Source organism: Rudanella paleaurantiibacter, assembly GCF_009184635.1.
GTDB classification, from domain to species: Bacteria; Bacteroidota; Bacteroidia; order Cytophagales; family Spirosomataceae; genus Rudanella; species Rudanella paleaurantiibacter.
Genome location: NZ_WELI01000001.1, coordinates 591,992 through 615,093 on the forward strand (window position 1 = coordinate 591,992; position 23,102 = coordinate 615,093).

Genomic DNA, 23,102 nt, shown 5'->3' on the forward strand with positions numbered 1-23,102 from the left:
TCTACCAATTCGCTACAGTAAGTCGGTAACCAACACCGTGCACCGCCACCAGTTTCAGGGTCGGGTCGGGCTGAAGCAATTTCCGTAGCCGCGACACAAACACATCCACGCTGCGGCCTACCGTGACGCCCTCATCTTCCCAAACGGCACCCAGAATAGCCTCGCGGGTGAGCAGTTCATTGGGATGTTCGGCAAAGAGTCGGAGTAGTTTGGCTTCCCGGTAAGTAAGCGTATGGCTTACCTCGCCAATCCGAACGGTTTGGTTGTTGGGGTCGAAATACACCGAACCAATAGTAAGCCCAACCGGAGCCTGGACTTGCGGTTGGGGTGCGGTTGGGGCCAATGGTTCGGGGGTGGGCCGGGGCCAGGCCGTGTACACAAAGCCCAGGAACAAAGCCAGACTGGCGAGCCCCCACCCGACAGCGGCCGACGAGGTAGCCGGGGCCGTTTCCCGAAATGTGACCTGTAGCGTAAGGCAACCCGCCTGCTGATCGCGGCCTCCACAAGGTACCGTTTCATTAGCGAGGAGGTCGCTGGCTGTGTAGCCGAGTTGGAGGGTCTGGGTGTCACAGTCAAGAACGGCCACGTCGTACGTACCCCGGATCTGGTACTGCTCAAACGAAGTTTGGAGCAACCGGGGGAGCTGATCGTAGTTGAACGAGCGCGACAGTGCCAGCCGGAAGGTTTGCGCGTCGGGCTGGCTCACGGGCGCAATGCGCGAGGTGGAGTCTCCCGCGTGGCGCAGCAGATGATGGGCCGTTCGGCGGAGGGCCAGATTAACCGCATCGGCCCGGTTCCGGTCGGCGGAGGGGGTAGCCTCCACCGACCGGATCGTAAACCAGCCCGCCAGCATCAACGCGAGCCCAAGTGCCAGTAAACCGAAAAGGCGTGTCTGTTTCATACCATGGTTAGCAGCCGTCGTTTTTGGCGAAGGCAAATCCGAAAAAATTAAACGGCTTCAGCGGAATCACCTGCTTACCCGACCTGTTTCGGTCCCCGGCCGTGTGTTTGGGCTGGGTCGGTTCGAGAATCAGCAAATCGCCGTAGCGGGCCAGAGGCAGTAATTCGTTCAGCGGCAACGCGTATTGCTGCCCCGACTCAGCTCCCGACATGGGCAGGATGTCTGTGTCGCCCCGACGAAGATACGCTTTAAACGGAATTGGTTGTCGCTTTTTCGATTCAGAGCCAAGCTCATACAGGGCTAAAACGCCCCGACTACTGAGTGAGAACAGCCTAAAGTCAATTGGGTGGCCATTGATGTGGACTACCACCGGGGTGCGTTGCGCCTGGCTCAGTGTAGTGAGCAGGCAAAGGGCGAGCAAAAGGAGGCCGAATCGGGTTAGTTGCTTTGTCATGGTTTTATCGGATAAAGATTTCATTGTGAGGCAGGGCATAGCGAGCGTCGAGGGTCAGCAATACAATCCGGTCGCCTTTGGTACATTGTGCCAGCACTTGCTGAACAGGTACCCGCCGAAACGACTTGTCGGCAAATAGGCGCAGGGTGCCCGTGGCCTTGTCGCGGATGGCTACTTTAAAGTCAATGGGCTCTACGGCTCTTGACGAAGTGGCCGACAGCTCGACAGTCTGCACCGTCAGCTCACCGGTGGCCGAGGTCGCGAGGGTGCATTTACCCTCAGGGGTGTATTGGTCAACCACCATTTTGTCACCCACAAACGCGGCCGAGCAGGCATGGGGTGTTTGGGCGAGGCTGATGGTGCCCCAAAGGCTTGCCATCAGGAGGGCGAAAAGGTGTCGTGCGATGGTCATTGGATTTGTCTGTTTGGTTCGGAACAAATCTAAATGGCCCGTCGGCAAGGGGCGTCAAGCGGCTGTAAAACGTTGTTAACGAAATGTAAAAAGTGGTTTTGGTGCCTTGTAAGGTATGTTATCTCGTTTCGAAGCGATGAACGGTTGCAGGTTGGAACTCGCTTTTCTCGAAAAGAGATGTCATCTCTCTGAAACGAGATAACATCTCCGGGGCTAACTTCGGGGCGTGAAATATGCTACCCTGAATATCCTTATTTTTCTGTTGCCTGTGCTGTTGGCAACAACCGGTTGGGCGCAGCAAAAGCCCCAACTCGTAACCCCCTACGAACGGAGTGGCGGCCGCCAAACGGCTACCTACGCCGAAATCATCGATTATTACGGGCGGCTCGACCGGCAGTTTGAACAGGCTAAACTGGTCGAAATTGGTAAAACTGATGTAGGCAAACCCCTGCACCTGTTTCTGCTGGCGGCCGATAAGGTATTTACGGCCCGCCCCGACCGGGTGACGCTACTCATCAACAACGGCATTCACCCCGGCGAACCGGAGGGAATTGATGCCTGCATGATGCTGGCCCGCGACCTGCTGGTGGCTAATAAGCTGCCCAAAAATGTGCTGCTGGCCATTGTGCCGGTGCTCAACGTCGATGGGGCGCTCAACCGGGGGCTGTCGCGGGTGAATCAGAATGGCCCTGAACTGTACGGTTTTCGGGGAAACGCCCGCAACCTGAACCTGAACCGCGATTTTATCAAGGCCGATGCCGAAAATACACGGGCGTTTCAGGCTATGTTCCAACGGCTCAAACCGCAGGTGTTTGTGGATAATCACACCAGCAACGGGGCCGATTATCAGTACGTTGTCACGTATTTCGCTACGCAGAAAGACAAGCTCCACCCCGACGTGTCGGGGTACATGACCCGGACCTTTCAGCCCGACCTCGACCGGATGCTGGCCAGTGCCGGTTTCCCGACGGCCCCCTACGTGAATCACCCCAAAGACACGCCCGAAAGTGGTTTGCTTGGCTTCAATGATTCGCCCCGGTACTCCACGGGCTACGCGGCTTTGTTCAACTGTTTCGGGTTTACGCTCGAAACCCACATGTGGAAAGACTACCCGGCGCGGGTTAAGGGAAGTTATGCCTTCGACGAGGCTGTTTTGCGCCTGTGCGAGCGCGACGCCCGTACCATTCTGGCCAATAAACAACGGGCCGATGCCGCCGTGAGCCGCCAGACAACCTTTGATTTGAATTATAAACTCGATCGGAATCGGGTCGATTCGGTGACGTTTCTGGGTTACGAAGCTGGCTACAAACCGAGCGAGGTGTCGGGTCTGCAACGGCTTTATTACGACCGTACCAGGCCGTTTACCAAACGGATTCCATACCTGAACACCTTTGTGCCCGACCTTCGGTTGACCCGCCCGCAGGCTTACCTCATTCCGCAGGGCTGGCAGGAAGTGATTGCTCTGCTCCGGCGCAATGGCGTGCCAATGCAGACACTCACGCGCGATACGCTCATGCAGGTGTCGGCCTATTATCTGGACGATTACAAGACCAGCCCCCGGCCCTACGAGGGGCATTATCTGCACACAGGGGTGAAGGTTCGGACCGAAACCGTTACGCTGCCGTTTTACAAAGGCGATTACCTGATTCCGGTCAATGGCCCCACCAACCGCTATCTCATTGAAACGCTGGAGCCACAGGCCGCCGATTCGTTTTTTGCCTGGAATTTCTTCGATAGCATCCTCGACCAGAAGGAATATTTCTCCGACTATATTTTTGAGGACACGGCTGCCGAGTTGCTCCGTACTGACCCGGCCCTGCGGCAAAAACTGGCCGAAAAACGGGCGGCCGACAAAGCCTTTGCCGAAAACGCCAACGCCCAGCTCGACTTCATTTACCGACAGACGCCCTATTTCGAAAAGACCTTCAACCGCTACCCGGTGTACCGGCTCGAAGCGGCTCGGCCATAATCGTGGCCCGGCTGTAAGTCAAGGCACCGAAACGGTTCCTTGGTACTGTTTTGGCTCGGTGTAGAGCGTGGTGCCCAGCAATTGCCACTCGACGGTGCCCATAACCGTGTACCTAAACTGCCCTTTGCGGGTCTCCACGACCGACACATCCGACGGTTTCCACTTGATGCCGCCAACCAGCCCGGTCAGCACCGAGTAGGCATCTATCGGGTGGTTGGTTTGGGGGCCTTGCTGGTATCGGATAGTGAGCCCATAGGTGGATAAAAGGGTTTTTTCCAGCTCAACGTTTACCATCTGCATTGTACCCTGTTGCAGGCTGTCGACGGGGTTGAGCGTCCACGTTTGAGCGTTGGTATTGGGCGCACCCCGACCGGCCGTCGGGCTATCGGTTGACCGCGAAACGAACGAGAGAATCCCAAAAACCAGAAACAGTGTTGTGGACAGCCCCAGCTCCTGTCGCAACAGTTTGGTAGCCCGAAAGCAAGTAATCAGGAAAACGACAAACACCGCCGTGTTTAGCAGTGTCCAGAGCAGGTGTAGCATGAGGCTGGGGTTTTGTAGGTTGCAGATAGTCTGACACTGGTTCAATATAAATAAAAAACCTGCAAGCCGCTGGGTTTACAGGTTTAGGTTTTTGGGGGCGTTAAGTTTTTTTATTACGGTAGGTTTGCCCAAAAAGCTTTCTGACCGCCCGTCGGCCCGGAGGATTTACAGCCGGGCCGACGTATCGGATAAACAGAATTTCTTTGGGACTGACAAATCCTGTTTATCCTGTAATCTTGTCAGAAAAAGAAACGTGTCTTACATCCGGTATCGGTTATATCTCCTTCAGCAACCCGCGCCGACGCAGTAAAGGCTTAATGTCAGGCTCGGCACCCCGGAACTTACGGTACAAGGCCATGGGGTCTTCGGTACCGCCCCGTTCGAGTACGTTTTTCCGAAACGATTGTGCCGATTTCTGGTCGAATAAACCCTTTTGCTTGAATACCTCGAAGGCATCGGCATCGAGCACCGCCGACCAGATGTAGCTGTAGTAACCGGCCGAATAGCCACCCGCAAAAATGTGCTGGAAGTACGTGCTCCGGTAGCGGGGCGGAATCTGGTCGATCAGCCCGATTTTATCCATCGCCTGTTTCTCAAACGCCAGCACATCGGTTGGGGTCTGACCCGGCTTCAGGGTATGGTACGCCATATCGAGTAGCGAGGCCGCCAGGTATTCGCTCGTGGCAAACCCCTGATTGAACAGGCTGCTCCGCTTGATTTTCTCTACCAGGGCGTCGGGAATCACCTCGCCGGTTTTGTAGTGCTTCGCGAAGAGTTTGAGCATTTCGGGTTCTACGGCCCAGTTCTCCATGATCTGCGAAGGTAGCTCCACAAAGTCGCGCGGTACCGACGTTCCCGACTGACTCCCGTACCGAACATTGGACAGTAAACCGTGCAGGGCGTGGCCAAACTCGTGGAAGAATGTGCTCACCTCGTCGAGGGTAAGCAGGGCGGGGGCGTTTCCGGTTGGCTTAGAGAAGTTGCAGACAATGGAAACCACGGGGGTGATTTTCTTGCCATTGTCGATCTCCTGGCGCCGGTAGCTGGTCATCCAGGCTCCACCGCGCTTGCTCGCCCGTGGGTGAAAATCCATGTAAATAAGGCCAACGTGTTTGCCGTCGGCTTCTTTCACCTCGTACACCGTGGCCTCTTCGTGGTAGAGGGGTACGTTGGTAAGGCGCTCAAACCGCAGGCCGTAGAGCCGGTTGGTGAGGGTAAAGATACCCTCGCGCACGCCTTCGAGCGAGAAGTAGGGGCGGAGTTCTTCTTCGTCGAGGGCGTACTTCTCTTTCCGTAGCTTCTCGGCATAGTAGCGCCAGTCCCAACCCGCCAGTTTCTGGCCTTTCCCGACGGATGGGTCTTTGTCCATCATAGCCTGAAGGTCGGCGGCCTCCTGCTTAGTCACGGGTACGGTGGCTGTCCAGAGCTGGTTGAGGAGTTCGGCTACTTTGGCGGGTGTTTGGGCCATGCTCTCTTCTAGCACGTAGGCCGCGTGGTTTTCGTAGCCGAGTAACTGCGCTTTTTCGGCCCGCAGAGCTACCATATTAGCCATGATGGCTTTGTTGTCGCGGGCGTCGTTATGGTTGCCACGCTCCAGATACGCCCGGAAGATTTTCTCGCGCAGCGCCCGGTTGTCGGCATACTGTAAAAACGGCATGATGCTTGGGTTCTGCAACGTAAACACCCATTTGCCGTCCAGCTTGCGCTTTTTGGCATCGTCGGCGGCAGTTGCAACGACCGATTCGGGCAAGCCCTTGAGGTCGTCGGCTTTGTCGATGACGAGGGTGTACGAGTTGTTTTCGCCCAGCAGGTTCTGGCCAAACTTGAGCGTGAGCACCGACAATTCACCGTTGATCTGACGCAGACGCTCCTGCTTCTCGGCGGGCAGGGCCGCCCCGCTCCGCACAAAGTTTTTGTACATTTTTTCGAGCAGTCGCCCGGCATCGCCCGACAGTTTGAGCTTGCTGCGGTTCTCGTACACGGCTTTCACCCGGCCAAACAGCACGGGGTTGAGCATAATGTCGTCGGAATGCTTGGCCAGTTTGGGGGCTACAGTCTGGGCAATTTTCTGGAGTTGATCGTTGGTGTTGGCCCCGTTGAGGTTACCCAAAACCGTGTTGACCCGCCGGAGCAACTCTCCGCTGGCTTCCAGAGCCTCTACAGTGTTGGCAAATGTAGGGGCGGCTTTCTGGCTCGTGATGGCCGTAATTTCGGTGGTTTGCTGCCGGATACCCTCGTCGATGGCCGGTTCAAAATGCTCAGGCTTGATCTGATCGAACGGAGGAACGCCAAAGGGCGTGTTGTAGGCGCTAAAAAACGGGTTGGTAGTCGGCGGATCGGCCGGGAGGGTGAAGCCCGTCATGGCAATAGTCAGTGCTAATAGGGTTGATGCGAGTTTCATTCGATGAAGTTAACTGGTCAGTTTTCGTAGACTTGCAAAGGCCAAATTTACGAAACAACGGGGTCAGTTGATAGCACTAACCCCGTTGTGGGTATCCTGCCAGTGCGGCTGCTCTACTTCATGGCGCGTACAAAAAACTCGGCACTGATGGGCCGGCCACTTACGCTGCAATTGGGCAGATACTCGATCAGGTTGCCCGAGAGTTTTCCTTTTACGTACTGGCCCGGTTTGTAGGTTTCAAACACGACCTGCCCCACGGCATACACGTCCTGTCCGTTGCAGTTATGGTGGCCTGAGTCGTACTGGGCACCGTCGTTGAACGCAAATACAACCCGGCACTTGCCCGCTTCGCTTACATTGTTGAATGGGAGCACGTTGCCTTCGGTGCCGTTGGCGAAATTGATGCTCAACATCTCGGTAGCGTTGCCGCCCACAATGGCTGCGTATTCAGGTTCGTCGTCGTTGAGGTACACACCCAGGTTGTATACGCGCTCTTTGCCCAAAAACTTGACCTTCACGTACCCCCGCCCGATGTGCACCTGCCGCAATAAAATCACTTTGGCGGGGCTGTTGCCAAACGTCAGTTCAACCGATAGCGTCACGGGGTTTTGTTTGGGTTCGGTGCGCGGGGCGGTGTAAGTGGCAGTGTAGCCGCCCGGTCGCAGTGTCCCCTCGCCAATAAGCGACCATTTGGGGCCCGATCCCCCGGTTTTAATCGCGAGTGGTTCTTCGGTGTGGCCTGTCAGCGGGGCTATCTCAACTACTTCCAGCGTCATCGACTCGCCGAAGTCCAGGAACATCCCTTCACCGCCCGATACGCTTACGAGATGAAAACTCTCAAACAGACTCCAGTCGCTGAAGTGGGGCATGGGCACCGAAATTTCCCGTTTTTGCGGGTTCATCTGTTTGCCGGGTACGGCATACCACACCCGGTTGGCGCGCTGGTAGGCAATACCGAGGGCTTCGGGGTCGCTGTCGGCCACGTCCGATTCGGTGTAGGCGAGGGTGAGCGTCGCCGGCTTCTTGAACTGAAGCCCGTCGGGTAAAAACCGGTAGGCTTGCCCTACGCCGTTGGGGGTATTGTTGGTGATGGGCTGAATCGAAATAGCGGTTGGTTTATCGAGAGCCCCGGCCGGAATCGAGAGCCGTACACGTCCATCGGGAGTAGTGAGGGTACCGCCTTGGGTGCTAATCGTCTGAGTGAGGGCCACTCCATCGGGTTCGCCCATGTCAGTGACTTCGCCCGTTGGGTCAGGCTCTGCAATGGGGTTGGGTTCGGTGCGGCAGGCGCTCAGGCACAGCCAAACCGACAGGAGAAGGTAAAGTAGAGTTTTCATGGGCAGAGACATGTATTTGTTGCATCAGCGTTGGTCGCTGTTGCTCAAAATTGTCTTGCCCGCTGCGCAGGGCCATTTCAAACCCGCCTGAGTTGTCAGAACGACTTCCAGAAATGCCGTTTTATTCTGATGAGTTGGGAGGGGTGGGTTTTAGCGGCCGGGGGGCGTTCTGGTTTATTGTTTATCGTTTTTGGTTGGGTAGCCACTCAGGGGGATCAGGCCCACACCACCTCGACCAAAAACGATAAGCTAACGTAAATTATGGATAATTTGTATTGTACTTAGTTGTTTAACAAATGTTTGCTGACGCCAGGGCCTTCGACAGGCTCAGGCTGACTGGGGACTCTCAAGCCGAATGTCAGCCTGAGCCTGTCGAAGGCCCTGGCGTCAGCAATTATGCATAATTCACGTTAAACTAAAAACCATAAACCCTAAAACTGAATCGTCTGGGTCAGGTGTGTGCTATCGGCGTCGCCTTTGATGCGTACCGTGGCCGACAGGGGTTTCTGGCCCCAGTTGACTGTAATGTGGCCGTAGTTCAGTTTGGCTACCATCTCGCCTACGCGGTGGCGGTTGGGCTCTACGTGTGGCTTCGATACGTGGGTGAGGCCGCTGCTGGTAATGTCGTACAGGTCGTAACCCAGCCCCGGAATACTCACTTTGGCCACCTCGGCAATGTGCCGGTCGCCACTGATGAGCATGGCTCCTTTGGGTTTGGTTTTAGCCAGCAAATCGAACAACCGCTGGCGGGCGGTGGGGAAGTTAGCCCACTTCTCGTAAGGGTGCTCGTCGGCGATGAACTGAATGCCGGAGCCGATGATGTGCACCTCGGCGTCGGAGTTGGTGAGCTGGGTTTCGAGCCATTTCCACTGGGTTTCGCCCAGTACATCGCCCGATGGATCGGGAACGTTGTTGCGGCCCTCTTTCTTGAGCGGGTCGCGGAAGTACCGGCCGTCGAGCAGAATCACCTTTACGCGCTGCCCTTTGGGTCCATACGTGTGTACCGAGTACGCGCCCTCCTGGGTACGCCGGGGGCTGTTGGCGGGCACGTCGAAGAAATCGAGCATCAGTTGCTGACTCTCGCGCCGACGTGGGTACTCTTTGCCGCCGTCATTGACGCCATAGTCGTGATCGTCCCAAACGCCAATAACCGAGGTCGACTGCCGCAACTGGGTGTAAACCGGGTTACTTTTTTGCCGGGCGTACTTATTGCGCAGGGTGTCGAGGTTTTCCGAATCGCCGTAGATGTTATCGCCGAGCCAGATCCAGACGTTCGGCTTTTGAGCCAGAATATCGTCCCAGAGGGGTTGGGGGCGTTTCTGGTCGCTGCACGAACCAAACGCAATGACCGAAACGGGCTGTTGTCCACCTGACGCCGAGGTGTTGGGCGTGGTAGTCCGGCAGCCGGTAGCAAAAACGCACCCGAGCAGGCCGAGTGTGAACAGGTTCTTCATGAAAGCAAAGTAGTTTTGTAATTCTGGCAATATTAAAACGACCCGGCCTTTTTTATATACTTTTCAAAATTTGTTAACACAGCGAAAGGGGGCCGTTGCTTCAGTAGAGGGTATTCAAAACGAAGCTAAACCGCCTGTGATTTATGCATTTAGGTAACAGAGTGCATCAACGGGATAAGTCAACTACGAGGGGGTACTGAGTTATCAAGAATTTCCTCGTAGTTGTATTCCTTTAACCACAAGGGCACTCATGAAAAACTACCTTCTTCTGCTTCTGACACTGCAGCTTTTCTCGTGTAGAGATGCACCAAAAATCCGCATAACCGGAAACCTGGAAAACGTGCCTGATGGCCACATGATTTTCTACACCCGCAGCCGACAAACCGGAAAGGTAATTGACATGGACTCGTGTCAGCTGAAAAACGGCCGGTTTGAGATGGTCTTTTCAAAAGAGGAATACCCCGAGGCTATCTGGGTATTCCTAAATCATAGAGAACCGAAAACAGGAATAAAGCGGGTTTTTAGCTTCAAAACAAACCTAAAGTATCGGGGGGCGCCATTGGGTTCTGACCACTTTTATCTGGAAGATGGAATACAGGTCAACGGTAAGGTAACCGAGATGACATTCAAAGGATTTACACCAAACAAGGGTATAAAATTAGTTTCATTAGATCGCCCTCTCGTAGTTGGCAGGCAAACACAGGTTGCCTACAACGATACCCTTGACTTTGGGAGCCTAAACCAGCTTGATAAGATAGAACAGGCTATCTCAAACCATCCCTACTCGTACTACTATCTGTATAATTTACCCCAGCTTATACCAAACTTTTCTTCGGAGGAGCTGCTGACTGCTTTCGAGCGCTTCGATCCAGCTGTACAGCAAAGTGAAACGGGGCAAAAGTTGCTGAATCGGATAGAGGGTCATAAGAATGTGTCGCTGTCGTTCGCTACCCAACTGGAAACTCCTTCGGGTGGGCAGGGGGCAGTGCTCGACAAGCAATACTCCTACAATCTGGTGGTGCTGTGGGCATCCTGGTGCGGCCCCTGCCGTCAGGAGATACCCGACTTGAAGCAGTTGTACACCAGCACCCAAAAAGGTCAGAAACTTCGTATTGTATCGGTGTCGGTAGATGAGGATTCCGATGCCTGGCAAAAGGCGCTCACGAAAGAGCAGATGCCCTGGAGTCAGTTGCTGGTTTCAGGAGCCGCCCGGCAGCATGTAAACAGGTTGTTCCGGTTCGATGGCAGTATTCCAACAATGTTGTTGATTGACCGGGAGGGTAGACTGGTTAAAAAGGTAGTGGGGTTTGAAGCGGGCGGCTTGAAAGAAATAGAAATGGCGGTTAGCAGGGGTTAATTTTACGCTCGCTCCCAAACGTGTCGACACATAGAACAAAGGGGAGTAGCTACATGAATTTGGCGTCTATTTCGGATTACTTCCTGGATCAAGTGCCCGATGCCTGCACTCGCTGTCGGGTGGAGCGGGGAGAGTACGTTTACAAAGCGGGCGATAATCGTCCCTTTATCTATCTCATTGAACGGGGTGTGGTCAAAACGGGTAGCCTGGGCCCGCAGGGCGAGCGGGTGGTTTACGATGTGCTGCAACCGGGCGAGACGTTCGGGGATCTGGATTACCTCGACGAGGTAGAGTTTTTTGAGTTTGCCCAGGCCGCTACGAGTGCGGTGGTGCTGGCGGTAGATCGCTCGATGTTTCGTCACCGCACCGTTCACGACCCGGTGGTGGCCGAATGGTTTGGGCAGGCCGTGGTACGCCGATGGTACAAGGCTGAGGTGAGGCTGTTGCAGCGCGCCCGCGAAACCGTCGAAAATCGGCTGCTGCATCTGTCCCGGCAGTATGGCGCACCCGTGCGCGATGCCGACCACGGGCTACACCTGCCCTTCGAACTGCTGTCGCATCAGGAAATGGCCGATTTGGTGGGGGCCACCCGGCAAACGGTCTCGAAAAAACTCAAGCAGGTTATCCGGCGCTGATGCCCGTGTTTGTTACCCGAATGTGTGTACAATGTTATGCTAATGCTACGTTTTTGGCGTTGCGGGCGGGGGTGTTTAACCAATTCGTTAAGAGTGTCGGGATTGTTAATTTTTAACATGCCTTAACCGGAGGCAGAGGGGAGTTTTGCGATGACTTGCTATACAGTCATTGCATTTTATGAGAAACAACTCCTTGTTAGTGAAGTATGTAGCCTCTGTTCTGGTCGGGCTGCTTTTGCTGTCTACATCTGTTTGGGGGCAGGCTACCGATGCCACCATTGCGGGTATTGTGAAAGATGCCGCCGGGGCCGTGTTGCCCGGTGCCACCGTCTCGGTGAAAAACGAATCGACCGGTTTCCAGACCGGTACCCAAACCGGGGTCGATGGCCGGTTTACCCTTAAACAGTTGCCATTGGGCGGGCCGTATACCGTCACGTTCACGTTCGTGGGGTTTGCGCAGGTTGTGCGTACGGGTTACCAGATGAATCAGGGTGATCTGGTCACGATTAACACAGCCATGACCGAAACGAACCAGGATTTGCAGGAAGTGATCGTTACCGAAACAGGCCTGAAAAGCCGCGTGGATCGGTTGGGTGCCTCTACCGCAATCACGGCGGGCAACATTGCCCGGTTGCCGGTATTCAACCGGAGTTTTACCAACTTGCTGGCCCTGTCGCCCCTGAGTAACGGTATCAGTATCGGGGGGCAGCTCCCGTCATCAACCAATTACCTGATCGACGGGGCCAGTGCCCGCAACAACCTCACCAGTGGGCAGTTGGGCAGCGGGCCGTTTTCGCTCTCGCTCGAAGCTATCCGGGAGTTTGAGATTGTTGCCAACGAGTACGACGTTACCAAAGGTCGGCAGGGGGGCGGTACGGTGAGTGCCGTAACCAAGTCGGGTACCAATAAGGTGATGGGTACGGCTTTTACGTACTACAACGCCGACGCGCTGGCCAGCCCGCGCGATATGCGGGGCAACGTCCGTACGGTCGACTTTAGCCGGTTCCAATACGGGTTTAGCCTCGGTGGGCCTATCATCAAAGACAAGCTCCATTATTTTGTGGCCCTCGACCGGCAGACCGAGTCGGCCCCGTTTTACATTGCCGATATTCGGAGTGATGCCGATGCCAACGCGCTGGGCATCAGCAAGGCTGTGCTGGATAGCGTGATTACGATTGCCCAACAGAAATACGGGTTGAGCCAAACCCAGCAGGTAGGGGAGTTTAATCGCCAAACAGTAGCCAATACGGTGTTTACCCGGCTCGACTGGCAGATCAACGCTAAAAACACCCTCACGCTGCGCAACAACTTCAGCAACTGGAATAACCCCAATAGCAACAACGACAACTCGGCCATCAACCTGTTTGAGGTGTACGGCGGTTTCAAGTCGCTCGAAAACAGTACGCTGGTATCGCTCCGCTCAACCATCAAACCGACCCTTGTCAACGAGTTGAAACTCCAATACCAGCACGCAACCCGCAACTACGAGCCCAACAGCCTCTTGCCCTCGGCCAACATTCCACGGGCTATTGTTACGGTTCGGTCATTGTTACCGAATGGGCGCACCAGCAACACATCGGTGCAGTTTGGCGGGCAACGGTTCACGCCCGAGCGGAACCTCGAAAACCAGATACAACTGGTCAATACGCTCTATTGGAACAAAGGCCGGTATAATTTCACGTTCGGTACCGACAATACCCTTACCTACTTGGATACGTATATTTCCAACGAGCAGAACGGCCGGTTTATCTTCAACAACATGCAGGAGTTCAATAACCTGAACCCGTCGCGTTATGCCCGTGAGGTACCCATCAACGGAGTACCGTCGGTGCAGCAGTACGTACTCAATGCGTCGTTGTTCGGGCAGATGCAGTTTAACCCTCACCCAGATGTAGCTGTGCAGGCGGGTCTCCGCTGGGACCTCACCAGTTACCTGACCAAAGGCGATTATAACCCCGTTGTTGATCGGGAGCTGGGCCTGCGTACCGACGCCAACCCGACCGACTGGAACAACATTCAGCCTCGTTTACAGCTCACCTGGAATCCGGGCGGCAAAAATCGGGATGTGGTCCGGTTCGGAGCGGGGGCTTTCTCTGCCTACGTGATCAACTACGCGCAGGTCAACAATATCCAGAACAGCGGTACCAAAGTAGCGTCGATTGATGTGACGCGCCCGGCCAACGTGAGCCAGCCTAACCTGGTGCCGCCCCCCGATTTTGTGGCCTACCGCAATGACCCGAGCACCGCACCGGGCGTACCTGCCGGGGCCAGCTACGTGTCGACCATCAACCTCAACGACCCGAAGTTTCAGGTGCCAACCATTTACAAGGCTAACCTGTCGTACAGCCGGTTTTTCGGCGACCGGGTACGCCTAGGGGCCAACCTGCTGTACGCCCGCACCGTGAACAACTACGTGTACATTGACCAGAACCTGGTGGATCAGCCCTATTTCCGGCTGAGCAACGAAGCCAACCGGGCGGTATTTGTACCCGCCAACACCATTGCAACCAACAGCGGACAGACCAACAACGTACTCGGCCGGAAAACGCAGGCTGTGGGCCGTACGCTCATGCTGACCAACGGGGCCAAGCTGCAAACCCTGACGTTTGTGTTCGATGGGGAGGTGCGCCTGCCCCGGAACGGCTCGCTGGCGTTTAGCTATACCTGGAACGATGCCAAAGACAACACCTCGTACAACGGAAACGTAGCCAACACCTCTACATTCCGGCCCATCAAGAGCGACCCGCGCAGCCTCGACGAGATCAACTACTCCGACAACCAGTTCCGGCATAAGATTGTAGCTTTCGGCTCAACGCCCTCGGTCGGTGGGGTGGTACTCAGCGTTCGGTTTACGGGCGTGGGCGGAACCCGCTACTCGCTGGTGGTAGATGGCGACATTAACGGCGACTTTGTGGGTGGCCCCGGCAACGACAACGACCTGGCTTTTGTGTTCGACCCGAACAACCCCGAAGTGGCGCAGAGCATTCGGACGTCGATGCAACGGGTACTCGACAACCCCGACAATCGGGCGGCTTCGTTTATCCGCAACAGCCTGGGAACTATCTCGAACCGGAACGGGGGCGAAAATCCGTTCTTCGGTACGTTCGATGTGCGGCTGGCCAAAGCGTTCAAAACGTTTGGAACCCAGAAACTCGAAGTCAGCGTCGATGTGTTCAACTTCGCTAACCTGCTGGGGCAGGCCCTTGATGGGGTGACGCTGAAAGGCAACGAAGCCACCTCGCGCCGGAACTGGGGTGGCAATTACAACCTGGGCAACCAGACCCTGCTGACGCCCTCGGGCTTTAACCCCACAACCCGGCAGTACAGCTACCGCGTGAACGAAAACGTGGGTGTAACCCAGAAAAACGGTACCCCGTACTCGGTGCAGTTGGGTGCCCGCTATACGTTCTAAAAAATAGTCGCAATGCAACGCGCCCCTCCGGCACCGCTTCCAGGAGCGGTGCCGGAGGGGCGCGTTGTTTCTGTGTGAAGCGTGGATCGCTACCAAACCCTACTTATACAGCAGGTATTTCTTCCGCATGGTTTTGTAGGCCGACAGCCCCGGCTCCCAGCTTTTTCGGATTTCGGCTTCGGGCGTTCCGGCAATGATTTGTTTTTTCAGGTTTTCGGTGCCGGCCAGCTTGTCGAAATTACCAATTTCGCGGCTTTGGCTCATGTCGAAGAACCGGGCTTTGTCGGGGTAGGCTTTGTACATCTCCATGAGCCATTGCAGGTTCAGTTGTTTCGACCGGCGTAGCTGAGCCGTGTCGTACTGCCGTAGATCGAGGCCGTAGCATTCGGTGTCCTGATGCAGCGGGGCTTCTTTCATACCCTTGATGCTCACCGGCTTGAACGAAAACGAGTATTGCCCCTTGAGGGCCGGTGCGCCCAGCACCGTAAATGGAATGTACGTGCCGCGTCCCTGACTGATAATGGTGCCTTCGAACAAACAAACGCTCGGGTACAGCAGGATCGACTGAGGTGTGTTGAGGTTGGGCGAGGGCGCTACCGGCAGCACGTAGGGCGTATCGTGCGTGTAGTTGGCTACCTTGATGATGTTCAGCTTGCACTGCATCTTGTTGGGTAGCCAGCCTTCGCCGTTGATCATCCGGGCAAATTCGCCGATGGTCATGCCGTGCGCAATGGGTATGCGGTGCATCCCGATGCCCGAGTGCAGGTGGTCTTCCAGCATAGGCCCATCAACGAGGTAGCCGTTGGGGTTGGGGCGGTCCAGAATAAGCAGCTCTTTCCCGTTTTCGGCGCAGGCCTCCATCACGTGGTCGAGGGTGTTGATGTAGGTATAAAACCGGCATCCCACGTCTTGAATGTCGTACACCAGCAGGTCAATTTTGTCTAACTGCTCTTTGGAGGGCTTCTTGTTTTTGCCGTACAGCGAAATAATCGGGATACCCGTTTTGGGGTCTACGCTGTCATCAACTTTGGCACCGTTGCTGGCGTTGCCCCGGAAGCCGTGTTCAGGCCCAAAAATCGACACGATGTTGACGCCCAGACTCACCAGACTATCCACACTCGGTTTACCCCCGATCACTGACGTCTGATTGACCACCATCCCGATGCGTTTGCCTTTCAGGTAGGGCAGGTAGCGGCTTACCTGATCGGCACCGGTTTGCAACACAGGCGCGGGGCGGGTAGCGACCGACACCGGCCGGGGCTGTGAGACCGGCGAAAACACTGCCGGGGCCAGTAGTCCCAGCAACAGGGAGAGCGAAGCGAGTTTCATAGGAAGGGGAGTAATGAACGATGAGCGATGAGTGATGGACCATCCGCCGGCAAGTTGCCCAGAAAAGCCGGGGCATCCAAACCGGGCGATGAGTTGTCCTCGCTTCACTCGGCCCGAAGGCTCCTGACCGGGTTCATCAGGGCGGCTTTTACGCTCTGAAAACTCACCGTGACAAACGCAATGGCCAACGCCAGCAATCCCGCCCCGGCAAACACCCACCACTCAATGTCGATTTTGTAGGCGAAATCCTGCAACCAGGCGTTCATGGCGTACCAGGCCACGGGCGAGGCAATGAGTACCGCAATCAAGACCAGTTTCAGGAAATCCTTACTGATGAGCGCCACCAACCCCGGCACCGAGGCCCCCAACACTTTACGCACGCCAATCTCTTTGGTGCGTTGCTCAATGGACAGCAACGCAATGGCAAACAGCCCCATGCACGACAGCAGTATGGTAAGCCCGGCGGCCAGTTGAAAAATAGTGGCAAACCGTTCTTCGCGCACGTACCAGCGGTTCGTGTTTTCGTTCACAAACGAAGCCTGAAATGAAGCCGTCGGGGCCATCTCGCGCCAGAGGCCTTTTAATTGATCCATCACCCGAATCATACCGCCCGGCGTGGTGCGGATGAGCGCATACGCCAGTTCCGTCGACGCGTCCAGATGCATGGTGATGGGGGTGGCTTTTTGCCGTAGTGAATACAGGTTGAAATCGGGAATGACGCCGACAATCTGGTACTTCGGGCCGGTGGTGTCGGGGTGGATAAATACGCCCACCGGATTCGTTTCGCCCAGTTGTTTGGCCATGCTTTGGGTGATAATAACCGCCGAGGCCGTGTCGGTGCTAAAGGCAGGGCTGAAATCGCGGCCCGCCAGCAGGTTCATGTCCAATGTTTTCAGGTAGTCGAAATCGACCCGGAGCCAGTCGGTTTGTACCTCGCGGTTGTTATGCGTCCAGCCGCTCATACTCCGCGACATACCGCCGTCTATGCCTTCGCCCACGTTGCTTGCCGTACCCGACACGCTCACCACATCGGGGTTGTTGCGGAGCCGGTCGCGCAGGAGCCGTACAGCCCGGTTGCCACTCAGGTTATCCTGATTACGAAGGGGCAAACTAATCACCTGCTCTTCGTTGAAGCCGAGCGGCCGTTCGCGCAGGAAGCGGAGTTGCTGCCCAATGAGCAGAGTGCAGGTGATAAGCAGGCTCGCCAGGGCAAATTGAGCTACAATCAGCACGCTGCGTAACCCGCCCGCTTTGGGGCCTTTGAGCTTACCTTTGAGTACCGTAACGGCCTCGAAACGAGCCATTAGCCAAGCCGGGTAGCCACCCGTGAGCAGGCTGATCAGGCCAAAGCCCAGCCCGATGGCAACGAGCGTGCCGGGTTGAAACAGGAGGTCGGTACTGAGCCGGGTGCCAAACAGCCGGTTGAACGAGGGGCGTAGCCACAGTACCAGCCCGAACCCGATACCGAGCGCCAGCACACACACCACCAGCGACTCCGCCCAGAATTGCCCCAGCAGCTGCCCCGGTTGCGCGCCCAGCGATTTTCGGACGCCCACCTCCCGCGCCCGCGTTACCGACCGGGCCAGCGACAGGTTTACGTAGTTGATGCCCGCAATCAGCAGGATAAACAGCCCAATGAGCGCCAGCGCATACACGTAGGTGCGGCTGATACCCCCGCCCATTACGCCTTTGGTGTCGAAATGAATATCGGTGAGGGGCTGCAACCGCAGGCTGATGTATTCGCCCCGCTCGTCGGGTTTATCGCCCCGGCGTTTGGCCTCGGCAATGTCGGCCTGCCAGTATTTCTGACTCAGCGCACTCAGCCGCCGTTCGGCCGTTTGGGCGTCAATGCCGGGCTTGAGCTTGACAAAGATCTCGTGGTTCCGATTGCCCCACTCGGCCTTGTTGGGTTGGTAGTCGGCGCGTACCTCGGGCCGTACCAGCGCGTCGAACTGAAACGAGGAATTGGAACGCGGGTTGGCAATCACGCCCGTCACCACAAAATCGCGGCCTGTATTGAGACCGTCGGTGCGAAGGGTTTTACCGATTGGGTTCTCGGTGCCAAAAAGGTCCTGTGCCATGTCTTCGGTCAGGACCATGCTGCTCAATTCGTTCAGGGCCGTGTTGGGGTCGCCCTGAATAAACGGAAACGAAAAGGTTTTGAAAACGGCCGGATCGACAAACCGGATGTCTTTGGCTACCCGTTTCTCGCCCACAAACTCGGTTTGCGACCACATGAACCGAGTTACGGCCTCGGCGTCGGTCAGTTCGGTTTGGAGGGCGGGCGTGAGTGGGTACGGCATAATACTCGTCGACTCGCCCGACGACTCCTGAATGTAGAGCCGGTAAATCCGCTCAGAGTCGGTATGAAACCGGTCGTAGCTCCACTCAAACCACGCCGTCATAAACAGCAGCGTAGCTGAGGCAAACGCTACCGATAACCCAATCAGGTTGATGAGCGAGTGGGTTTTGTGTTTGGAGAGCGTTCGGAAAGCGATTTTTAGATAGTTGCGGAACATGGCGATTGGAGAAAAAGGGAAGTCGGTTAGTCGGTTTGAATCGATTTGACCGGGTCGGCCAGGGCGGCCCGGTAGGTTTGGAAACTGATGGTTATGCTACCCAGTAGCAGCAGCACGCCAAAGCAGGCACCGAGCGTTTCGAGCCCGATAGAAACGTGGTACGCAAAATGAAACAGAATGGCGTAGCCTGCCAGAAATCCGAGTGGCAGGGCAATGGCCGCAGCCAGCAGTAGCAGCCACACGAACCCTTTCGATAGGAGCCAGACAATTTGCCCCACTTCAGCGCCCATCACTTTTCGGATGCCTACTTCTTTGGTGCGGGTTTGGGTGGAATACGTAACCATACCCAGCAGACCCAGGCAGGCAATCGAAAAGGCCAGCCCAACCAGCAAACCCATAAAATCGGTGTCGTCGGTATGGGTATGCCGCTCCCGCAGGTGGTTGTCGTACCACATTCCGGCAAACGGGTCGTAGGGTTTGAGACCTTTCCAGATACGAGCTACCTCGGCGCGGACGTTATCGGTAGCCCCCTCGGCTACGGCTATGTTGAGGTACCGAAATTGGCCCGGTTGTTGGCGCAGCACAAGGGGCATAATGGCCCAGGCAAAGCTCGTAAACCGAAAATCGGCTACCACCCCGGCTACCTGTAGCTCGGCCCCGTCGAACCAGATCGTTTGCCCAATAGCCTCAGAGGGGCTACCGAGCCGGAGTTTCCGTACGGCTTCTTCGTTGATCACGATCCGGTGGCCGCTTGAGTCGGCCGCGGATGAGAACGGGTCAGTACCGGCTATGAGGTTGAGGTGGAGGGTTTGCAGAAACTGACGGCCTACGGCAAACGTAAAGGCGGGGGTGGAGTCGGGGGCGTTGCGCTGCCGCCGGGCCATGCGCGTGTCGCCGTGGGAGCCAAACAAGGCCGAGGTAGCTCCTACGCTCTCTACACCCGCCAACTGCTCTATTTGGGGGGCCAGCCGGTCGGCGGGAAGGTCGGCCAGCGGCAGGGTGAGTACGTTTGCCCGCCGGAAACCGTAGTCGGCCGTGGCCATGTAGTTCATCTGCCGCATGAGGGTCAGCAGCGTAATCATGGCTACGAGCGAAATGGCAAACTGAGCCACAATCAGCGACTTGCGCAGCGATAATCCCCGCAGTACCCGGAGACCAGTTTGGCTACGCAGTACCTGTGCGGGCTCAAACCCCGACAAGATCCGGGCCGGTACCAGCCCCGCCAGCAGGCCGGCCACGATGCTGAAACCAAAGCACATGGCCCACAACGGGGCGTCCCAGGTCATACTGCCGAGCATCCATTGCTGCACAAAAGCCATGGGCCTGACCAGTTCGAGCATAACCACCGCCAGCCCGAGCGCCAGCAGGGCCACCACCACCGATTCGGCCATGAACTGTGCCTGCACTTGCCAGCGTAAGGCCCCGGCTACTTTGCGAATGCCTACCTCGCGGGCGCGGCCGAGCGAGCGGGCCAGGGTTAGGTTGATGTAGTTGAAACCGGCCATCAGCAAGGTAATCAGCCCGATGCCCAACTCGGCCAGGAGCCCGCCAATTTGCGGCTCGTAGGTCGTAAACATCAGGTCCTGCCGCGAGGGTGAGAGGCTCGTGAGGGCCTGCGTGCGAAAGCTGTAGCCTTTTTCGTGCGCAAACGCCAGGCCCCGCGTTACCCGCCGGGCGAGCGAAGGCAGCACATGTTCGAGTTGCTCGGGGCGGGTGCCCGGTTTTAGTAGCACGTAGGTGTAGCCGTTGTGGTACTCGCGCCAGTCGTAAAAAACACCCGGCAATTTGGCTTGGGCTGAGGTGGCGAGCGAAATCAGTATATCGAACCGGAGGTGCGACGGGGCCGGGCTCTCGGCCAGCACGCCTGTAATCAGCATCGGGCCGTTATCGCCCTGTTGCAGGGTTTTGCCAATTGGGTTTGCCGTCCCGAAAAACCGTTCGGCGGTTTGGCGGGTCAATACGGCGGTGCCGGGTTCGGTGGCCGGGCGGCCCTCCGCCAGAGGGTAGCTGAAAAGCTGAAAAAAGTCGGGATCAACCGCGAAGGTCAGCAGCGACAGTACCCGCCCGTTGCCCGAAACATCACCGTAGGTGCGTACGGCCCGGGTGGCGGCTGCTACAAACGGGTAATCACGTTTGAGCACCTCGGCCAACGGCATGGGCGAGGTGGCGTAGGGGTGCGTATCGTTCGTCCGCGACACCACGTCGGTCAGAATCCGGTACGTGCGGTCGCGGTTTGGGTGAAAAGTGTCGTACGTGAAGGCTCCCCGGATGTGGGCAATAGCGAGCAGGCAAACCGTCAGCCCCGAAGCCAGCCCAAACACATTGATGAGCGAAAACAGCTTGTGTTTCCACAGGTTCCGAACGGCAATTTTGAGGTAGTTTCTGAACATAGTCGTGGCCCGGAAGCGATAGCGGATATTCTTGCTCAATAAACGACCAAACGGTATGCCGAAAAATGTAAATACCTGATTGTTAGTTTATTGATTTTGAGTGGGTAGGCTGATTGTCCGTTTGCGGACGCCATACGTTCGGCCCCGGACACTATCAGGAATGTGGAGTGGCAAGCTCTCTGCTTTGCCTTCCCAACTTCTGAGCAGTTACCACAACGTGTGCTACAAACGCGGTGGTAACAAAAGAATAATATGTCGTTTGCTGCATATTTGGATTGAAAAGGCGATTTTAGGTGCCGAAACCTCTCAAATCAAATTTTATGCAATTCGTTAACCTAAAGGCCCGGGTGCTGGTCACAGCTGTGCTGGGTGTTTTACTGGTAGGCTGCCACTCGTTCGATGGGCTCACGCCAACGCTCCAGCCCACACCGTCGGCGGGGTCGGCCAAACTGCTGGCCGTATCGCTGACCGAAGGGTTTGAAGTGGGCACTACCAGTCCCAAAGGCTCGTACGACATCAGCCCCACCGGTTCGGCCAGTGGCGATAACGTAACCTTACCGTCGGGGTCGTGGAATCTGTACGACGCCCTGATCGGGAATTTGAGTGGCGACCGGCGGGCGGGTAGCTGGTCGGCCCGCATCCGAAATACGGGCAAAATCACGATGTTGTTCAACACAGCCTCGGGCATCAGCACCGTGACGGTTAAACACGCCACGTACGGCACCGATGCCGCCAGTCAGTGGGGGCTCTGGTATTCAACCAATAGCGGCAGTACCTGGACTCAAACGGGATCGAACGTGACCACCACCACGACGCTGCAAACGCAGACATTTACGCTGAACGTGTCGGGTACGGTGCGGCTCGAAATCCGAAAACTGACGGGTTCCACCAACCGGATCAACATTGACGATATTGTTATCAACGATTATGCGGGTGGCGGCACCCCAACGCCAACGGGCAAGAAGTTTCTGTTCGACGCGAGTAAGTACGAAAATGCGGGCAATGCCGACTGGTTGATCGATGCCGATGGAACCGAAAGCGTACCAACATACACCGGTGGTACCACAATCGAGAGCAAAGCACAGCGGTACCCAACGCCTTCGTACACGGGGATTACGGCCAGCACCACCGAAACGTACTGGAAAGGCGGTATCTCGGCCTGGGCGGTTGAGTTGGTGAAGCGCGGTAACCTGGTCGAAACGCTACCCGCCGGTACGGCCATCACCTATGGAAACACCGCCAACGCGCAGGATTTGAGCAACTATGATGTGTATGTGGTGGTGGAGCCGAACCGGCTCTTTACGGCTTCGGAGAAAACGGCTATCATGAACTTTGTGGCTAATGGTGGTGGTCTCATGCTCATTGCAGACCATACGGCTCCTTCGCTCACGGGTACCGACCCCAACGGGTACCTGCCCTCCGACCGCGATGGCGACGGGGCCGACTCACCCCGGGTTCTGAACGATCTGATGACCAATAACGGCATCAATAACAATAACCCTTTCGGTTTCCGGGTCGATTATATTGACATTGACGAAAAACCGACTACCAAGGTGTATACCGGCACGAACACCAATGCCCAGAAAGTACTGAACGGCGTAGCCGGAACCGCTTCTAAACTGGCGTTTTATGCTGGCACGTCGGCCACGTTATACCCCAGCAACAACGCGACCGTGCAGGGTCTTTTCTGGCGAATGAGCAGTACGCTCAATGGCACCACGGGGGTAATGGCGTTGCTCTCGACCTACGGCAGTGGCCGTATTGTGTTTGTTGGCGACAGCTCACCGGCCGACGATGGCACCGGCGATACGAACGATACGTTGTTTAATGGCTGGTCGGGCGATGCCCCTTCGGGCTACACCTCGCACCCGGCTCTGCACATCAATGCTTCGCTATGGCTGGCTAAGTTGCAGTAACAAATCTGGCCTGCATTAAAACAACAGCGGGGAGGCTCCATCTGGAACCTCCCCGCTGTTGTTTTGAGTCAGC

15 protein-coding genes are annotated in these 23,102 nt (G+C 56.3%); 5 read left to right on the forward strand and 10 right to left on the reverse strand.

The window, feature by feature from the left end; translation table 11 throughout:
* Window position 1 precedes the first annotated feature (1 nt).
* Genes F5984_RS02470 through F5984_RS02480 form a run of 3 tightly spaced genes read right to left on the reverse strand, consistent with a single transcriptional unit; the run spans window position 2 to window position 1,767 of the window.
* Window positions 2-901 (reverse strand): winged helix-turn-helix domain-containing protein, encoded by a 900-nt coding sequence (locus F5984_RS02470; protein WP_152122482.1) that lies wholly within the window; start codon window positions 899-901, stop codon window positions 2-4.
* Between the two features lie 7 nt (window positions 902-908).
* Window positions 909-1,355, reverse strand: a complete 447-nt coding sequence (locus tag F5984_RS02475) for a hypothetical protein (protein WP_152122484.1) — start codon at window positions 1,353-1,355, stop codon at window positions 909-911.
* A gap of 4 nt (window positions 1,356-1,359) precedes the next feature.
* Window positions 1,360-1,767 carry a hypothetical protein gene (locus tag F5984_RS02480; protein WP_152122486.1) on the reverse strand — a complete coding sequence of 136 codons (408 nt, stop codon included), beginning with the start codon at window positions 1,765-1,767 and terminating at the stop codon, window positions 1,360-1,362.
* A 226-nt stretch (window positions 1,768-1,993) separates the two neighbouring features.
* Here F5984_RS02480 and F5984_RS02485 point away from each other — a divergent pair, with 226 nt between their 5' ends.
* Entirely contained in the window at window positions 1,994-3,736 is a 1,743-nt protein-coding gene (locus F5984_RS02485) for a M14 family metallopeptidase (RefSeq protein ID WP_152122488.1), read from the forward strand.
* An 18-nt stretch (window positions 3,737-3,754) separates the two neighbouring features.
* On the opposite strand, the gene F5984_RS02490 is transcribed toward F5984_RS02485, so the two are convergent.
* From F5984_RS02490 to F5984_RS02505, 4 genes are all read right to left on the reverse strand, one after another.
* Complete coding sequence (locus F5984_RS02490; protein ID WP_152122490.1) at window positions 3,755-4,279, reverse strand: hypothetical protein; 525 nt, start codon at window positions 4,277-4,279, stop codon at window positions 3,755-3,757.
* A gap of 274 nt (window positions 4,280-4,553) precedes the next feature.
* Window positions 4,554-6,680 (reverse strand): M3 family metallopeptidase, encoded by a 2,127-nt coding sequence (locus F5984_RS02495; RefSeq protein ID WP_152122492.1) that lies wholly within the window; start codon window positions 6,678-6,680, stop codon window positions 4,554-4,556.
* A gap of 113 nt (window positions 6,681-6,793) precedes the next feature.
* Window positions 6,794-8,017 carry a hypothetical protein gene (locus F5984_RS02500; protein WP_152122494.1) on the reverse strand — a complete coding sequence of 408 codons (1,224 nt, stop codon included), beginning with the start codon at window positions 8,015-8,017 and terminating at the stop codon, window positions 6,794-6,796.
* A gap of 431 nt (window positions 8,018-8,448) precedes the next feature.
* Complete coding sequence (locus F5984_RS02505; protein ID WP_152122496.1) at window positions 8,449-9,471, reverse strand: alkaline phosphatase D family protein; 1,023 nt, start codon at window positions 9,469-9,471, stop codon at window positions 8,449-8,451.
* Between the two features lie 250 nt (window positions 9,472-9,721).
* On the opposite strand from F5984_RS02505, the gene F5984_RS02510 reads away from it, so the two are divergent.
* The 3 genes from F5984_RS02510 to F5984_RS02520 all read left to right on the forward strand — a co-directional run bounded on the left by F5984_RS02510 (window position 9,722) and on the right by F5984_RS02520 (window position 14,875).
* The gene (locus tag F5984_RS02510) at window positions 9,722-10,828 is read left to right on the forward strand and encodes a TlpA disulfide reductase family protein (protein WP_152122498.1); all 1,107 of its coding nucleotides are present in this window, start codon (window positions 9,722-9,724) and stop codon (window positions 10,826-10,828) included.
* Between the two features lie 53 nt (window positions 10,829-10,881).
* Window positions 10,882-11,463, forward strand: coding sequence for a Crp/Fnr family transcriptional regulator (locus F5984_RS02515; protein ID WP_152122500.1), 582 nt, complete (start codon window positions 10,882-10,884; stop codon window positions 11,461-11,463).
* A 178-nt stretch (window positions 11,464-11,641) separates the two neighbouring features.
* Entirely contained in the window at window positions 11,642-14,875 is a 3,234-nt protein-coding gene (locus tag F5984_RS02520) for a TonB-dependent receptor (protein WP_152122502.1), read from the forward strand.
* A 99-nt stretch (window positions 14,876-14,974) separates the two neighbouring features.
* On the opposite strand, the gene F5984_RS02525 is transcribed toward F5984_RS02520, so the two are convergent.
* From F5984_RS02525 to F5984_RS02535, 3 genes are all read right to left on the reverse strand, one after another.
* A complete protein-coding gene (locus F5984_RS02525) occupies window positions 14,975-16,204 on the reverse strand; it encodes an exo-beta-N-acetylmuramidase NamZ family protein (protein ID WP_152122504.1) in 1,230 nt (409 codons plus the stop codon).
* Window positions 16,205-16,308: 104 nt separating this feature from the next.
* Window positions 16,309-18,723, reverse strand: coding sequence for an ABC transporter permease (locus tag F5984_RS02530; protein WP_152122506.1), 2,415 nt, complete (start codon window positions 18,721-18,723; stop codon window positions 16,309-16,311).
* Between the two features lie 26 nt (window positions 18,724-18,749).
* Window positions 18,750-21,113, reverse strand: a complete 2,364-nt coding sequence (locus tag F5984_RS02535; RefSeq protein ID WP_152122508.1) for an ABC transporter permease — start codon at window positions 21,111-21,113, stop codon at window positions 18,750-18,752.
* A gap of 320 nt (window positions 21,114-21,433) precedes the next feature.
* On the opposite strand from F5984_RS02535, the gene F5984_RS02540 reads away from it, so the two are divergent.
* On the forward strand, window positions 21,434-23,029 hold the full coding sequence (locus F5984_RS02540; protein ID WP_152122509.1) for a hydrolase: 1,596 nt from the start codon (window positions 21,434-21,436) through the stop codon (window positions 23,027-23,029).
* Window positions 23,030-23,102: the final 73 nt, after the last annotated feature.

Excerpts from the sequence above, each read along its gene's own strand:
- F5984_RS02470 (WP_152122482.1), bottom strand. The coding sequence starts at position 901 with ATGAAACAGACACGCCTTTTCGGTTTACTGGCACTTGGGCTCGCGTTG.
- F5984_RS02475 (WP_152122484.1), bottom strand. The coding sequence starts at position 1,355 with ATGACAAAGCAACTAACCCGATTCGGCCTCCTTTTGCTCGCCCTTTGC.
- F5984_RS02480 (WP_152122486.1), bottom strand. The coding sequence starts at position 1,767 with ATGACCATCGCACGACACCTTTTCGCCCTCCTGATGGCAAGCCTTTGG.
- F5984_RS02490 (WP_152122490.1), bottom strand. The coding sequence starts at position 4,279 with ATGCTACACCTGCTCTGGACACTGCTAAACACGGCGGTGTTTGTCGTT.
- F5984_RS02495 (WP_152122492.1), bottom strand. The coding sequence starts at position 6,680 with ATGAAACTCGCATCAACCCTATTAGCACTGACTATTGCCATGACGGGC.
- F5984_RS02500 (WP_152122494.1), bottom strand. The coding sequence starts at position 8,017 with ATGAAAACTCTACTTTACCTTCTCCTGTCGGTTTGGCTGTGCCTGAGC.
- F5984_RS02505 (WP_152122496.1), bottom strand. The coding sequence starts at position 9,471 with ATGAAGAACCTGTTCACACTCGGCCTGCTCGGGTGCGTTTTTGCTACC.
- F5984_RS02510 (WP_152122498.1), top strand. The coding sequence starts at position 9,722 with ATGAAAAACTACCTTCTTCTGCTTCTGACACTGCAGCTTTTCTCGTGT.
- F5984_RS02515 (WP_152122500.1), top strand. The coding sequence starts at position 10,882 with ATGAATTTGGCGTCTATTTCGGATTACTTCCTGGATCAAGTGCCCGAT.
- F5984_RS02520 (WP_152122502.1), top strand. The coding sequence starts at position 11,642 with ATGAGAAACAACTCCTTGTTAGTGAAGTATGTAGCCTCTGTTCTGGTC.
- F5984_RS02525 (WP_152122504.1), bottom strand. The coding sequence starts at position 16,204 with ATGAAACTCGCTTCGCTCTCCCTGTTGCTGGGACTACTGGCCCCGGCA.
- F5984_RS02530 (WP_152122506.1), bottom strand. The coding sequence starts at position 18,723 with ATGTTCCGCAACTATCTAAAAATCGCTTTCCGAACGCTCTCCAAACAC.
- F5984_RS02535 (WP_152122508.1), bottom strand. The coding sequence starts at position 21,113 with ATGTTCAGAAACTACCTCAAAATTGCCGTTCGGAACCTGTGGAAACAC.
- F5984_RS02540 (WP_152122509.1), top strand. The coding sequence starts at position 21,434 with ATGCAATTCGTTAACCTAAAGGCCCGGGTGCTGGTCACAGCTGTGCTG.